This window comes from Myxococcus sp. CA051A (assembly GCF_013336705.1).
In the GTDB taxonomy this organism is placed as follows: domain Bacteria; phylum Myxococcota; class Myxococcia; order Myxococcales; family Myxococcaceae; genus Myxococcus; species Myxococcus llanfairpwllgwyngyllgogerychwyrndrobwllllantysiliogogogochensis.
Genome location: NZ_JABUMS010000001.1, coordinates 580263 through 594836, shown reverse-complemented (window position 1 = coordinate 594836; position 14574 = coordinate 580263). Strand labels below are relative to the sequence as shown.

Here is a 14574-nt window from a genome sequence, read left to right as displayed (position 1 = left end):
CCACTGGGCCCGTGAGAGAGGGCCCGGTGCTCGGGAGGGACTACCGCTTCGTGAGCAGCGTGGCGGACTCGTACTTGCTGCCCTGGAGCTGGAAGGCGCCAGGGGCCGACGTGTCCTTCTCCAGCTTCGCCTGCACGCTCTTGGGAAGCTGCGCGTACAGGTCCTGACCCAGCAGCTTCTCGAGCTGGTCCACCGGCACGCGCGAGGACTCCAGCAGCGGGATGATGGCGTCCTTCTTCGAGGGCCCGTCCTTCACGTTGGGCACCATGTACGCGAACATCGTCACGTTGCCGTTGGGCAGCTCCAGCAGCACCGTCTTGAAGTTGTGCGTGGGCACACCAATCTTGCGGTCCTTGGCGCCCGTCGTCTGCACCGACTCCTGAGGCAGCGGCTTGCCGTCCGCGTCCAGGAACAGGTTGCCGGTCATGATGTGCGCCTTGCCACCGGTCTCCTTCACCAGCCCCGTCACGGCCTGCTCCAGCGTCTTCCACACCTGCTGATTGTGGTTGCCGTACTGGGGGGCGATGTTGGTCATCTGGTGACTCTCGTTCATCGCCTCCTGGTTGGGAGAGTCATCGGCGGGCTTCATGTGCCCACGGTCGAAGCCCGTGTGGTCGTAGTCGGAGTCCGAGACGCCGTTGGCGCCCAGCAGCGGGTCCCTCACGAAGGAGCTCTTCGTGCGGTTCACCTCGGCGGGCGTCTCCTTGATGTCGGCGGCGGACAGCATGTAGCTCACGAAGGTGGGGAGGTTCTTCCCCTCATCCAGCGTCAGTCGCGAGTACTGCTTCACCAGCTCCATCCCCTTGCCCTCGCCGCCCGTGGGACGCAGCGGGTCTACCTCTCCGGCGGACTCGGCGACGCGGCTCTGGATGACGGCCATCTGCTGGTCCGGCACCCACCGCGTGCCGTCCACATGGTTGGCCTTGGACTTCTGGATGTAGGCCGCCAGCTCATCCTGGCTGACCTTGCCATCGCTGTTGCCACCCAGGAGGTCGGCGCGCTTGGCGAGCCCGTCCTGCCATTTGGTGTCGAAAGCGTCGACGTCCACGGGCGTGCCGCCGCCCTTGGCGACCTTCGCCTCCACCGCGGAGCGACCCGCCTGGAGCGCCGTGGAGGTGAGGTATTTGCCGTCCGTGGGCGCGGAGAGGTAGGCCTGGATTTCCGCTGCGGACACCTGGCCGTTGCCACCGCGCGTCTTGGTACCCGCCGCATCCGCCGCCTTCAGCAGCCCGGTCTCCCAGCTCTGCTCGGTCCAGCCGAACTTCGCCTGGAGTTCGGCGATGGGGACCTCGCGAGCGGTGGAGCGGTTCCAGCTGCCCCCCTTCGGCGCCACGACGTTGGTGGGCGCGGCGTCCGCCGTGGCGACCGTGGCGGGGGACGGGGTGCTGGCACGAGCAGTGGGTCGCAGCGTCGTCATGCGGAAGGCATCCTTGGGCCGCCCAGGGGAGGAACGGAGTGAGGCCCTGGTAGAGCTATGGTCGGTCGGAGGCGACACCGGGTTGCGTCATCGCCCCGCCTTTTTTCCAGAAAGTTGCGATCACGGCTTCTTCGCGGACGGGCCTGGGACGGAGCGTGCGTCCGCCTTCGCCTGTTGGATCGTTCCCACGATGTGGGCCTCGGCCTGGAGGCGCTCCACGTAGTCGGCGGGGAGGCCGGTGCGCTCGGCGGCCAGGGCCACGGTGACGAGGAAGGCCTCGCTGATGGGGCCCGTGGCGGGAGGGCCGCTTCGGGCCGGAGCGGTGAAGGCGTGGGCGGAGAGCACGGCGCCAGTGGCGGTGCGCACCTTGACGGGCCGTGACGCGGTGGCCTCGGCGAGCACCGACTCCAGGCGGCTCACGGCGTCCCACGTCTCCGGCGAAACGCGCCGCAGCAGCCCGGGGAGTGTCTTGCCCGGGGCGTCCACCAGCCGGGCCACCTTGCCGCCCCAGGCCAGCGAGGGCACGTCGTAGACGACGTCCACGTCCAGCGCCTCGGCCGGCTCGCCATCAGGCAACGCGGGCGCGGAGGGGAGACCTGGAAGGCGCTCACGCGCCGTCGCGGGGGACAGGTCGACGGAGAAGGCGAACCACGGACGCGGCGGAGGAGTACCTGCGGACATGGCTTCGAGTCTCGGCGGGTGATGGCCTGGGGACAAGCCCCCTGGAGTGTGCGCCGGGCCCCGAGGACTTCGAGGCCGGCGCCTTCACGCCCGAGCGGGCGCTACTCCTTGGCGGTGGTGCGGTTGGCGGCCAGCTCGATGACGTTGACCATCAGGTCCTTGACCCGGCGCGGCTTCTCGCCGCCGTTGTCGCGGAGGATGAGGTCGATGTCGTCCTCGGGCTCATGGTACTCGGGGATGAGGTCGCCGCCGCCCTTGGGATTGGACAGGCCCTCGAAGAGGAAGAGGACGTCCTCGCCCTTGCGGCCGAAGACGGCGCCGTCCTGGCGGTCCCGGTACACGTTGATGTCGCGGTTGATGCGGTCGAACGGGTCCGCGAGCTGCGCGTTGGCCTGGTCCACCACGTCGCGGAAGTAGTTCGCCTGGCCCCTGCGGTCGGTGTCCACGACGGACAGGCGCTGGTCATCCCAGCGACCCACCATGTCCACGTTGACGACGCCGGAGATCTGCTCCGTGCTCAGCCCCGGAATCGGGTGGTCGACGAAGTACTGCGAGCCGACCAGCCCCTTCTCCTCGGCGCCCGTCCAGATGAAGAGGATGGAGCGGTCCAGTTCGCCGCGCTTCTGCGCCTCGGCCAGCTCCGGCACCGCCGCCATCAGCACCGCGCTGCCAGACGCGTTGTCGTCCGCGCCGTTGTGGACGTTGCCGCGACGGTCCGTGCCCACGTGGTCCAGGTGGGCCATCACCACGATGACCTCGTCCTTGTGCGGCCCGGTGCCGGGCAGTAGCGCCATCGTGTTCACCGCCTGGCCAGACGCCGTGGCCAGCGCGCGCAGCTCCTCGACGCTGCGCAGGTCTCCGCTGCGAGCAGGCGCGAGCGGCTGCCCCTCCGCCTTCATCGTGCTCTCGTACTTCTTGTTGAGCATCTCCAGCGTCTCGCGGGGCATCCCGTCCTCCAGGTAGAACCCCTCCTGGAAGAGCTGGTGGCCGAACTCCTTGTGCGCCGCGTGGTCGTGCTCCCGGGCGTCACCCGTCGCCGACGTCTCCGGCTTGCCGACGAAGGAGAACACGTCGAACTTCTGCTGGAAAGGGTTCTCCGCGTTGTTCGAGTTGGGGCCGACGAGGCCGTACTTCTCGACGTGCGCCTGAACGTACGCGGAGGCCGCGTCGAGTCCCGCCGACGGGCTGTCACGGCCCTGGAGCTCGTCCGAGGCGAGGTACGCGATGTGCGTCATCGGGTCCGAGTCGGTGATGGAGGGCTCGGGCTTCGGCTCGGGCGCGGGCTCCACGGGGCCGGGCTCGGGAAGCGGCAGGGGCTTCGGATCCGTCGGCAAAGGCTTCGGGTCCGTCGGCAGCTGCGGATCCGTCGGCAGAGGCTTCGGGTCAGTAGGCAGCTGCGGATCCGTGGGCAGCGGCTTCGGGTCAGTAGGCAGCTGCGGATCCGTGGGCAGCGGCTTCGGGTCCGTCGGCAACTGGGGCAGCGGCAGCGGCTTCGGGTCCGTCGGCAGCGGCTTCGGGTCCGTCGGCAACTGGGGCAGCGGCAGCGGCTTCGGGTCCGTCGGCAGCGGCTTCGGGTCCGTCGGCAACTGGGGCAGCGGCAGCGGCTTCGGGTCCGTCGGCAGCTGCGACGGAGGCTTGGGCAGCGGCAGGGGCAGCGACACCGGGGGCTTGGGGAGCGGCAGCGGCTGGGCGTTGCCCGGCTCGAAGCAGTCCTTGTTCCACTTCAGGTCGGGCGTCTTGACCTTGTTCGTCTCCGAGGGCTGGGGAGCCTTCGCGGCCGGGGTTCGCGTCGTCGCGGTAGGGAGTGGACGAGGCGGGTCGCTGATCTTGGAGGCCATGGTGGGGGATCCCGATGGAGAGCGTGAACGGCGCGCTTCGGGATTATCGCCACGAGGGAGTTCCGTGTTGCGAGAAGGTTTCACTTTCTCGTGATTTCAGTGACTTGTCTCAGCCATGTATCACCGCCGGTGGATCTGCCGGCCCCGAGGCCCCGGGTGGTGCGCGCGCAGGGCCGCCACGAAAGCGGTGAGCGCGGGCTCCGTTTCTCCCTCCCGGGTGGCCACGGCCCAGTCCAGCCAGAGCCCACGCGGGCCGATACGGAAGGCCCGCAAGCCGCCATCGTCCAGTTGGGGCGCCACGGCCCACCGAGGCAGCACGGTGACCCCCAGGTTCGCACGCACCATCTCGACAGGGAGGCCCCCCGTCATCGGGATGAGCGTCACCTTGCGAGGCGAGAGGCCCCCCGCCTTCGCGAGCGCTCTCCCCAGGGGTGCATCGGCTCGGAGCGCGCCCTCATCGAGCCACAGGTGCTGGTCCGCGAAGGTCCGCACGTCGATCTGCCGCTGACGCGAGGAAGCCCAGGGGTGCTCCCGTCCCACCAGCGCGACGAGTTCGTCCCGGAACAGCGGCTCCATGCGGATGCGGGGGCTCTTTCGGACCTCCCCCGCCACGAGCGCAACATCGAGCTTGCGCGCGAGCAACCACTCGGCGGGCGCCACCCCCGCCTCCGTCACCACAGTGACTTCCGTCCCGGGCCAGTCCCGCGAGAAGGACTTCAGTAGCTCCGGAAGCCAGCGATAGGACTGGAGACACACCGTCGCCACTCGCAGCGTGCCACTCGCGCCGCGCAGGAGTTCGCGCGTCTCGGCCTCGGCGCGCGTGAGTTCCCCCAGCACGGAGCGCGCGGCCTCCGTGAGCCGCTGGCCCGCCGCCGTCAGGACCAGGCGCCTCCACTGCCGATGAAACAGCGCGCCTCCGAGCCGGTCCTCCAGCTCCCGGAGCTGCTGGCTGAGCGCCGATGGGGACAGGTGCAGCTTGCGTGCGGCCGCGTTGAGGCTGCCCACCTCTTCGAGCGCAGAGAGCAGGAGCAGATGTCGGGTCTCGACGAGCGGGCTCGGCATCGATTCAGCCTGCCTTAACAATCTGACGGGAACAACGCGTTCGACCGAATCGATGCCCCCTCACATATTCCGCCGTGCCTGCCCCGATATCGCGAGGTCCGGGTCACCCTCGCGCTCCACCCCGGGGCTTTCGCACCGACCCGAGGACACTCTCCATGCACACGCACAAACTCGCGCCGCTCGCGGCGTCGTTGCTCACCCTGCTCGGCTGCGCGAGCACCCACGAGGGCTCGGCCATGTCCTCGCGCATCGCCACCGCGGGCGTCTCGAATGTCGAGGAGTACCCCATCGACCACCTCGCCCTGCGCTCGCTCATCGAGCGCTTCGCGGACGCGGCGAATCACCAGGACTGGGCCGCGACGGAGGAGATGTTCGCGAAGGACGCGGTGTGGGAGGTCCTCGCGCCCCCACCGCTGGGTTGGACCTTCGAGGGACGCGACGCCATCCGAAAGGGCATGGCCGCCAATGCCGAGAGAATCGACCTGCGGGTCCAGAGCGTGACCCCCATCGTCGTCCACGTCGAGAGCCCGGAGCGAGCCACCGCGAGGTCCACCCTGGACGAAGTCCTGCGCTTCAAACAAACCGGGCTGGACCGGAGGATTGTCGGCACCTACTCCGACCAGTTCGTGAAGCAGGACGGACACTGGAAGTTCTCTCGGCGTACCTTCCGGCTTCGCTACGACGAAGAGGTCTTCATGCCCCCGTCCTCACGTCCCGCGCCGTGAGCCAACTCCGGGCGAGGACGAGGCATCGCGCGGCTCGCGCCGCTTCACGGCGACGAAGGTGTCGTACGGCGCGCCCTCCAGGGTGCGCGTCTCCAGGCGGGCGTCGAGCCCCACTTCGTCGAAGAGGCGCAGCCACGTCGCCCTCGAAAAGAGGCCATTCAGGTGCACGTCGTGGACGGAGCGGACGCTGCCGTCACGCTCCTTCAGCAACATCGCGAAGTGGGTCTCCGAAGTGTTGCTCCCCGGCTTCGGCGGCAGCGTCCACATGAGGTAGCGCAGGGAGCGCGAGCCCCGGCCCGGAGCCTCGGGCTCGTCGCCCCCTTCCGTGCTCGAGCCCGGCACGAAGCTCTCCTGCGTCGCATCCGGCGCCACCAGGACGACTCCACCTGGGCGCAGGTGCATCGCCGCCGTCTCCAGCGCCGAGCGCAGGTCCGTCTCCGTCGTCATGTATTCGACGGCGTCGTGGATGAACACGGCGTCGAACTCGCGGCCCAGGCGCACGGTCCGCATGTCACCGGGCAGATGTTCGCACTCGGGATTGAGCTCGCGGCTGTGCTTGCGCATGCCCTCCGAGGGCTCCACCAGCGTGAGCCGGAAGTCGCGCTTGAGGAAGCTGGCGTTGTTGCCACCACCACTGCCCAGCTCCAGCACCGTCACCAAGGGGCCCGTCGCGCCGGCATGAAGCAAGCGGCGGTACTCGGACGCCTCCTCTTCGTAGTCGCTCGGAGGAGAGACCAGGGGCCACCACTCCGCCAGTTCGTCATAGAGCTTCATGCGCAGCGTTCCGTTCGAGCCAGCAGGTTCAGAGGTGACGGACCTCGGCCGGCGGCTTCTTGAAGTCGTTGTCCCGTTTGTTGACGTAGGTGATGGGGGAGCGCAGCAGCTCGTCGAGGTCCACGTCGTCGAGGCAGTTGACCTTGATGGTGTAGAACTTCCCCAGGTCCGCGTCGTCACCCCAGCCGAAGGAATGAACGCCGCAGTGCTTGCAGAACAGGTGATGGAGCTGCTTGGTGTGGAACTGGTACTCGGAGAGCGAGGACTCACCGGCCAGGAGACGGAAGTCCTCCGGCCCGATGATGGCGTGCCACAGCCGCGCCTTGGTGCAGATGGAACAGTTGCACTTGTAGGTGCCCTGGCTCAGGTCGACGTCCGCTTCATAACGGACCGCCCCACAGTGACAGCTCCCAACGTACGTCTTCTTCACGTGTGACGCTCCTCATGACGAGCCCAGGCCTCATCCGAAGCCGGAGCAGACCATGAGTGCGGCTTGATTCAACGCCGGGATTTCGCCGCGGCGATTCAGGTCATCCGTGGATGACACTCCGTGAAACGTCGTCATTCCGACGCCGCTTCAAGAACGGTGGCATGCCGGCCCTGTGTCACCGTGGAGCCCGCCCTTCGGGCGTCACGCACGCGTCATTTGCCGTGACACCGTCCCGTCCGTAGGGTGGCCTCGTCCGGGCCGGAGCGTCTTCCGGTCACGCGGCCACTCCATGGACCTCACCCTCTGGGCCACCTTCACGCTGACCATGACCCTCTTCGCCATCACCCCGGGCCCCGCCGTGTTGCTGGTGGTCTCCCAAGCGATGTCGCGAGGCTTTCGCACGGGAATGAGCGCCGCGCTGGGCATTCAGGCGGGCAATGCCGTGTACTTCCTCATCTCCGTCGCCGGCCTGGGCGCGGCGCTGGCCGCCTCCTCCTTCGCCTTCTACGGCATCCGCTATGCGGGCGCGGCATACCTCGTCTACCTCGGCGTGAGGACGCTGCTCGCCGCGAAGTACGCTCTCACGCTGGAGCAGCGTCCGAAGCCACCCCTGTGGCGCGGGGCCTTCGTGCAGGGGTTCGCAAAACAACTCGCCAACCCCAAGTCCATCCTGTTCTTCGGCTCGCTGCTTCCGCAGTTCATCCACCCGGGCCCACGGGCGGGCTTGCAGTTCGCCGTGTACGGAATCTCCTGCATCGTGGTGGAGGTGCCCGTGCTCGCCGTCTACGCCTGGCTGGGTGTCGCGGGCGGACGGGTTTCCAGCTCACCACGTGCCCTGGTCTGGCGCGAGCGACTGTCAGGCATCGCGCTCATCGGCATCGGCGCGGTGCTCGCCACGATGCGGCCACAAGCCTGAAGCCTGTCTGAACCCTGACGGAGCGTTGACGACCGGAGCCACTCGCTCCGGCCGTCGTGTTCGGCGCTCACCTCGACGACATCACTGCGCGGGAGCAGGCGCGGGCGCTGGGGCGTCGTCCTTCACCGCCTCCAGCTCCCGAGCGGTGGCGGGCCGCGTCCGGGCCTTGCCCTTCTCCACGGAGATGACCGTTCCCTTGGTGCCCAGCTGGCAGACCAGCGCGTCACCCAGCGAGGGCGCCTTCTTCACCGCGTCACAGCGCCCCACGTGCGCCACCTGTCGACGCGCGGGCTCGATGCCCAGCGCCACGGCGAAGACCTTGCCCGGGTTGCCGTCGAACGGCCCTCCGGATACCAGCGTCACCCAGGTGTCCTTGAGCAGCTCCTGCGTGTAGAGCACCTCATAGCTCTCCGCCTTGCACTCGGCCTGGGTGCTCCCGGCCTTGCAGCGCTGGGCCCCGCGAAGCTTCTCCAACAGGGCCGAGTCCACCCGCGCGGTGAACGAAGGCGTGGGCAGCTCGTAGCGGGCCGGCCCCGCCTTCTCCAGCCCCGCGCACGGCCGCTTGCCATCGGAGGCGGAGATGCGCAGCGCGAGCGGCACCTGCTGCGCGCCACTGGAGGGCACCGTGAGGAACGCCATGCCCGCGCTCGCGAGCGACTCCGGCACCGTGACGGTGAAGGCCCCGATGAAGTCCGACATGCCCTCGTCCGAGTCGGTGAGCAGCAGGCTCAGCGAGCCGCCCACTCCCACGGGCAGCCACGCTCCCGAACGCGTCTCTTCCAGGAAGAGGCTGTTCCACAGCAGGGTGCCGGCGTCCTCCTGCTTCGGACCGATGACGGTGGGCGAAGCCCCCTCGACGTCGACGGCCATCGCCGACAGCTCCGGGTCCGGCGCGGAGCCCTCGTCCCAGGACGCGCCACTGGAGTTCGTCGTCCCGACCTTCGCAGCCAGCGGGGACACGAACAGCTCCTTGCAAGCCCGATAGTCCTGCGCCCACACGCGCGTGGAGACACAGAACACCAGCAACACCCACCGTCGCATCGTGCTTCCTCTCATCCGTCCGGGCGACATCGCCTCGGCTACAGCCCCAGGGCGTATACCTTGTTCCGGTCCACCACATAGACCCGGTCCTTCACGATGACAGGGTCCCTGAGCGAGCCGCCATCCGACGTCCCCACCAGGGCCAGCTTGGTGGCGCTCCACAGCGAGGAGAGCGTCGAGACGGCGACGACGTGCAAACCCATACGCGAGGTGATGACGAGCGTGGGGATGCTCACACCGGACGCATCCTTCGTCCCCGAGGCCGCGGCGATGGAGGTGCTGCGCTTGCCCGCGAAGGGCGTCGTGGAAAAATCCAGGAGGTCACGTCCGTAGTAGGGAACGATGACATCGTAGACGCCCGGAAGAGTCGCCGTCAGCGGCGTGCCACCGGAGAGGGCATCGAAGGAATAGAGCACGGTGCCGGCGTTGGGACCGGAGCTCTCCTGCGCGGCGACGATGGCCCGGCCCGCCACCAGCACGGGCGCCTGATAGCCGGTGACTTGCGAGCTGGGAAACGGCGGGGACCGGAAGAGACTCGCGCCGTTGTAGCCCGCGTTGCGGATGTTGAACGTCACCGTGCCAGTGCCCAGATCGCGCTCCAGCAGGTAGATGCGATTGCCCGACACGCTGATGTTGCTGGCGGGCTCCAGCGCGACTCGAGGCCAGCGAGGCGTCCCCGTGGCCAGGTCCCAGCCGAACAGGCCCGAGGCGAAGGGACGGGGCTCGTTCACGTCGCAGTTCGTGGAGCACTGGAAGTTGTAGATGGCGGCCAGGTAGATGAAGCCGTTGTCGGTGGCGATGGAGCCCAGGCGGTCTTCCGCTGTGTCCCACTGGTGCTGCGGAAAGACGCGCGTGCCGCCGTAGTAACCGTAGGTGTTCAGCTCGAGCAGCAGGTTGCCACGCTTGTCCAGCGAGCGCAGGCCCAGCTTGGGGCCGTGGTAGTGGAGCTGGTTGTAGACCCACAGGCGCGTGCCGTCCGACAGCGACTGGCCCCAACTGTCGTTGTTCGCCTGCTCCTGTTCCGCGTACGGCGTGGTGCCACCGGAATAGTAGTTCGCGCCGAACTGCTTGCTCCAGGTCCGGATACCGTCGTCGTTGCGGACGACGCCGTCGCGTGCCTCATAGACACCGCCGCCGACAAGCTTTTCATACGCGAAGAAGGAGGGCCAATGTCCCCGGTTGTCATTGAGCTGCCGGTCGACGCTCCACACGCTGACGCCCGTTGCTGGGGCGATTTTCTCCAGGGCGGGGCTGCCACCAGAGCCGACGTAGTTGGGATTGGAGTTCCATGCCAGGTAGACGCCGTCGGTGTCCGCCACCGCCCGCTCCACGCCTTGCACGGAGCGCCCCGTCCCCGCGGTGGGCGCGAACTCCCAGAGCTTGCGCAAGGGATGCCACGCACAACCATCCGAGGTGAAGGAGCGACGTGCGTCATGCCCCATCGTGGCCCACGCATTGGTCCCCGTGCAGGGTGGCACGACGGCGGCCTCAATGACTCCCGGCGATTCGGGCGGAGGCGAGGAAGGCCCCTCCACCGAGCCTCCACACGCAACGAGCCCCACGACAGACAGCAGCAGCACCACGTCTCGCGTTCGCAGCGTCATGGCACGACCTCCACGTCAGGGCACGCCGGGAACTCCCGGACGCGCCAGGAAAGCGCCTCGCGTCACCACGCCCTCCACCGCACCTCTCCGTAACCGCCCCACCAGAAGCCCCCCTGCCGCCGGGACGATGAGATGTGTCACGGGCTCCGGCAGCGTCGCGGGTGAGCGTCTCTCATGGAGCGGGCCTGGCTGTGGCGACGGGAGGACGGGTGGCCCCGACACGATAGCAGCATGTCTCCACCCGCCCCGAATGCCCGAGTCCCACCCGGTCCGCTCAAGAAGGCGCCGCCCCCACCTCGCCGTGCCCCGCGGGCAGTCGCATGGGCTGGGCCCGGCCATAGGTGAGCGAGCGCCACAGCCACTCAGCCGGACCGAAGCGGAAGCGGGCCAGCCAGAGGTGGCTGAGGACAATCTGCACCGCGAAGATGCCCAGTGCCAGCAGGATGCTCCGTGAAGGTGGCAGCTTTCCGATGAGCCCCAGACCCCAGCCGTTGTAGACCCAGACGCTCACCACCGACTGCAGCAGGTAGTTCGAGAGCGCCATCCGGCCCACGGGCATCAGCACGTTGAAGACGCGCTGAACCCAGCCACGGCGGGACAGCAGCGCGAACAGGGCGACGTAGGCCGCGGCCAGCGTCAAGCAGCCCAGCTCCTGGACCACCGTCAGCACCATCATCCAGTCGCGGCTCACGAAGTCGCCCATTCCCATCGCGCGCAGCCGCCAGACGAGCAACCCCAACCCATTGCCAATCACGCCCAGGAACAACCCCCAGAACAACAGCCGGTGGTGCAGGCGGCGATTGCCGTCCAGGTCCTGGAGCAACAAGAGGCGTCCCGCGAGCAGTCCGAAGAGGAACCGCCCCAGGATGAGGCTCATCCAGACGAGCCTGTTGATGCGAAGGTAGGACTCGTTGTTGAAGCGGGCGGTGCCCACGAGCGCCGTCCAGAACGAGTCACTGGAGAGCGCCTCCAACAGCCGCGTTCGCGACGCCGTCTCCAAGGCCCGCGCCGCCTTCGCCGCCTCGCCCGCCGCCTCCGCGCCGTGCAGCCAGATGGGGACGAAGCGCTCCAGGGCCGGAATCAACAGCGGCACCACCGCCATCAACGCCACGGCCCAGATGAGCACCGTCGTGTTGGAGCGGTTCCGAAACAACAGCAGCGCGAAGCCCACCATCGCGTAGGTGTGGAGGATGTCTCCGCACCAGATGGCGTACTGGTGCGTCAGCCCTATCGCGAGCAACACCAGCAGGCGTCGCGCATAGAGCCGGACAATCGAGGAGCCTCGCGCCTCGGCTCGGGCGAGCTGGATGCTGAAGCCCAGCCCGAAGAGGAACGAGAACAGCGTCACGAACTTCTGGTTCACGAAGAACTGGTAGAGGCCCGTGGTCACCGTCTCGAGGAGCGGCGCCGCCAGGGCCTGCGCCTGCTCTCGGGGCATCATCACCCGACCGCTGAACCAGGAGACGCTGTTGGAAACGAAGACGCCGCACAGGGCGAACCCGCGCAGCGCATCCAGCAGCGTCACCCGCTCGGAGGTGTCCACCGGGCGGGCATCGGCGAGTTGCACTGGCGCGGAAGAAGCAGGGTCTGACATGGGGCAAGCAGACGCCTGCTCCTTCCGTGCGTCAACCGAGGGCGAGTGACTTCAACCCCCGGCCTTCATGACGCGGTGCCACCTAACCATGCCGGGAGTATGCGCCGCAGCGCGCATGCCCGTAGCGCGCGCACTCCGCCCGCTCACGACGCTCCCGCTCCACCCGCGCCTGACGCTCGCGCTCCGCCCGCTCACGCTCCAGCCGAACCAGACGCTCGCGCTCGATTCGAGCCCGCTCACGTTCGATGCGCTCACGCTCCACCCGGGCCTGCCGCTCACGCTCGCGCTGCACCCGCTCGCGCTCCAGCCGCGCCTGACGCTCCCGCTCCGCCCGGTCGCGCTCCAGCCGCACCTGCCGCTCCCGCTCCGCCCGGTCGCGCTCCAGCCGCGCACGCTCCGAGTTCGAACGCGAATCCAGGCGCTGGTCGCGAACCCACTCGGTGACGCCCGGGGTCGTGACAGGGGAGGCACCATGCACCGACTGCGCGAGGACAGGAGAAGCCACCGTGAGGGAGCACACCACCAGGACGCGCATCAGCTTGCTGTACATGACGACCTCCTTCGCAGCGGGTTGCGCCGCGTTCTGTACAGTCTGACGGGGCCTCCTCCCGCCTATTCAGTCGAGCCCACGGCCCCCGCACGGCGCGACACTGCCAGTCCGGGTCTCCCTGGGAAGACGTCCCGAAGCCCCACACACGCCGTCACGTCTGGCGCGACGGAGGCTGGGCCAGCCACAAGGCCCCGGCGGCGAACGTGGCGATGACCGTCCAGTAGTAGAACCGGAACTCGGCGCTCACGCTGACGGGGAAATACGCCAGCGCGTAGGTGACACCGGACGCGGCCACGCAGAACATCAACCCGCCGTCTCGCGCGCGCCGCCGCCAGCCCACGACGGCCAGTGCCGCCGTCAGCACCAGCCACAGCGCTCCACGCGCGACGACATCAGGCCAGGCCTCTCGCATGGCCACCAGGCCCAGGTGGACCGCGGTGTGCGTTCGCAGCTTCAGGCCCAGGTCATTCGGATCGATGAGGCGGTGGTAGCTCCCGCGCTCCCAGTAGTAATTGTCGGAGAAGCCTACCAGGCCGAGGGTCGAGATATACGACTCCCACCGATGCCGCAGATAGGCTCCCGGGTAGTTGCGCACGAGGCGGAGCCACTCCCGCGTCAGGGGTTCCTTCGCCGCGAGGACCTCCCCTGGAGTGAGGGCGCCCCGCTCAGGGTCTCCCCACAGCATCGGCGACACCGAGCGCGCCTCATAGAAGTAGCCCAGCTTCGCAGCATCCCACTTCCATCGCGCCACGAGGGGTGAGCCCTCCATCGCCGCAGGCTCGCGCGCATAGACACCCGCCACGTCGAACACCAGGAGCGCGCCGCCAATCCAGGTCTTCTGCACGCTCGCGGCGCGCTCGACGAAGCCCGGTGCACCCGCCAGCACCGCGAGGAGCAACACGCCGGCGATGACAGGTCGGACCCGGTCCTTCATCAGCATGGGCACGCGCGCCACCACCATGGGCACCAGCATCATGCTGGCGGTGATGGCGTTGTGCCGCGTCAACGTCGCGGCGATGAGGCACGCGAAGGCCCAGCCCGGTCGCCCGCGGGCGAGCAGCACCACTGCCCACAGTAGGGCCACCGCGTTGAACACGTCCTTCCAGAGCGTCACCCCCACCGCCCAGGTGCTGGGAATGACCCAGTACACGGCCAGCAGCATGAGCGCGGCCAGCCCGCGTCGTCCCGCGACGCCCCCGAGCAATGCGACGGGTCCCAGCGCAAGCCCCAGGAGCTGGAGGGCCAGCACCGGCCACGTCGAACCCGTCAGCAGGAAGGCCTTGCCCAGCAGAAAGGAGACGAAGGGCGAATGCCAGTCCGAGTACTCCCCCATCCGCCCTTGCCACAACATGTTGAGCGAGTCGCTCGACATCAGTCCGGGCTGGAAACCCACGAACAACAGCACGCCCCAGATGAGCGTCAGGAACAGCCGGACATGCCAGTGCCCCAACGCCTCGAGCAGACGCCGCCCGACGGGCGCGTTGCCGGAAGCGACCTCCTCGACCTGGGAATGAGGCTCAGTTGAAACAGGCGCCGCCTGCTCCGACTCCGACACTGGCCGAACTTCCATCCCCATGGTGACGCGCCCTCATCGTGAAAAAGTACGCGAGGAACCTGTCAGGCCAGGCTGGTAAATCCAAGCGCGTCGTGCCCGAGCGGGAGCGCCTGCCAGGCTCACCGCGCACGGCTCGACACTGTGAGTCCGGGTCTCCCTGGGAAGACGTCCCGAAGCCCACACACGCCGTCACGTCTGGCGCGACGGAGGCTGGGCCAGCCACAGGGCTCCGGCGGCGAACGTGGCGATGACCGTCCAGTAGTAGAACCGGAACTCGGCGCTCACGCTGACGGGGAAATACGCCAGCGCGTAGGTGACACCGGACGCGGCCACGCAGAACATCAACCCGCCGTCTCGCGCGCGCCGCCGCCAGCCCACGACGGCCAG

General features: G+C 68.4%; 13 protein-coding genes and 1 pseudogene. 2 read left to right on the top strand and 12 right to left on the bottom strand.

The window, feature by feature from the left end:
- Window positions 1–40 precede the first annotated feature (40 nt).
- The 4 genes from HUA74_RS02405 to HUA74_RS02390 all read right to left on the bottom strand — a co-directional run bounded on the left by HUA74_RS02405 (window position 41) and on the right by HUA74_RS02390 (window position 4998).
- Window positions 41–1417: a DNA/RNA non-specific endonuclease gene (locus HUA74_RS02405; protein ID WP_174453247.1), complete on the bottom strand. Its 1377-nt coding sequence runs from the start codon at window positions 1415–1417 to the stop codon at window positions 41–43.
- 120 nt (window positions 1418–1537) lie between these two features.
- Window positions 1538–2098: a gamma-glutamylcyclotransferase gene (locus tag HUA74_RS02400; RefSeq protein ID WP_174453246.1), complete on the bottom strand. Its 561-nt coding sequence runs from the start codon at window positions 2096–2098 to the stop codon at window positions 1538–1540.
- Between the two features lie 101 nt (window positions 2099–2199).
- On the bottom strand, window positions 2200–3936 hold the full coding sequence (locus HUA74_RS02395; RefSeq protein WP_254624867.1) for a M28 family metallopeptidase: 1737 nt from the start codon (window positions 3934–3936) through the stop codon (window positions 2200–2202).
- A 120-nt stretch (window positions 3937–4056) separates the two neighbouring features.
- Window positions 4057–4998 carry a LysR family transcriptional regulator gene (locus HUA74_RS02390; RefSeq protein ID WP_174453245.1) on the bottom strand — a complete coding sequence of 314 codons (942 nt, stop codon included), beginning with the start codon at window positions 4996–4998 and terminating at the stop codon, window positions 4057–4059.
- A gap of 155 nt (window positions 4999–5153) precedes the next feature.
- Here HUA74_RS02390 and HUA74_RS02385 point away from each other — a divergent pair, with 155 nt between their 5' ends.
- Entirely contained in the window at window positions 5154–5723 is a 570-nt protein-coding gene (locus HUA74_RS02385) for a nuclear transport factor 2 family protein (protein WP_174453244.1), read from the top strand.
- Here HUA74_RS02385 and HUA74_RS02380 read toward each other — a convergent pair.
- Window positions 5706–6497, bottom strand: a complete 792-nt coding sequence (locus HUA74_RS02380) for a trans-aconitate 2-methyltransferase (protein WP_174453243.1) — start codon at window positions 6495–6497, stop codon at window positions 5706–5708. The genes HUA74_RS02385 and HUA74_RS02380 overlap by 18 nt on opposite strands.
- 28 nt (window positions 6498–6525) lie before the next feature.
- The gene (locus HUA74_RS02375) at window positions 6526–6927 is read right to left on the bottom strand and encodes a GFA family protein (protein WP_141641014.1); all 402 of its coding nucleotides are present in this window, start codon (window positions 6925–6927) and stop codon (window positions 6526–6528) included.
- A 289-nt stretch (window positions 6928–7216) separates the two neighbouring features.
- On the opposite strand from HUA74_RS02375, the gene HUA74_RS02370 reads away from it, so the two are divergent.
- Window positions 7217–7843 carry a LysE family translocator gene (locus tag HUA74_RS02370; RefSeq protein WP_174453242.1) on the top strand — a complete coding sequence of 209 codons (627 nt, stop codon included), beginning with the start codon at window positions 7217–7219 and terminating at the stop codon, window positions 7841–7843.
- 81 nt (window positions 7844–7924) lie between these two features.
- Here the strand turns inward: HUA74_RS02370 and HUA74_RS02365 are convergent, their stop codons facing one another.
- The 6 genes and pseudogenes from HUA74_RS02365 to HUA74_RS02340 form a co-directional block, all read right to left on the bottom strand.
- Entirely contained in the window at window positions 7925–8884 is a 960-nt protein-coding gene (locus HUA74_RS02365) for a hypothetical protein (RefSeq protein WP_174453241.1), read from the bottom strand.
- A 38-nt stretch (window positions 8885–8922) separates the two neighbouring features.
- A complete protein-coding gene (locus HUA74_RS02360; protein ID WP_174453240.1) occupies window positions 8923–10488 on the bottom strand; it encodes a hypothetical protein in 1566 nt (521 codons plus the stop codon).
- Between the two features lie 274 nt (window positions 10489–10762).
- A complete protein-coding gene (locus HUA74_RS02355; protein WP_141646911.1) occupies window positions 10763–12082 on the bottom strand; it encodes a DUF418 domain-containing protein in 1320 nt (439 codons plus the stop codon).
- 82 nt (window positions 12083–12164) lie between these two features.
- Window positions 12165–12632 carry an ATP-dependent DNA helicase gene (locus HUA74_RS02350; protein ID WP_174453239.1) on the bottom strand — a complete coding sequence of 156 codons (468 nt, stop codon included), beginning with the start codon at window positions 12630–12632 and terminating at the stop codon, window positions 12165–12167.
- Window positions 12633–12783: 151 nt separating this feature from the next.
- Window positions 12784–14208 (bottom strand): hypothetical protein, encoded by a 1425-nt coding sequence (locus HUA74_RS02345; protein WP_174453238.1) that lies wholly within the window; start codon window positions 14206–14208, stop codon window positions 12784–12786.
- 168 nt (window positions 14209–14376) lie between these two features.
- A pseudogene (locus tag HUA74_RS02340) lies at window positions 14377–14574 on the bottom strand (hypothetical protein); the annotation flags it as partial.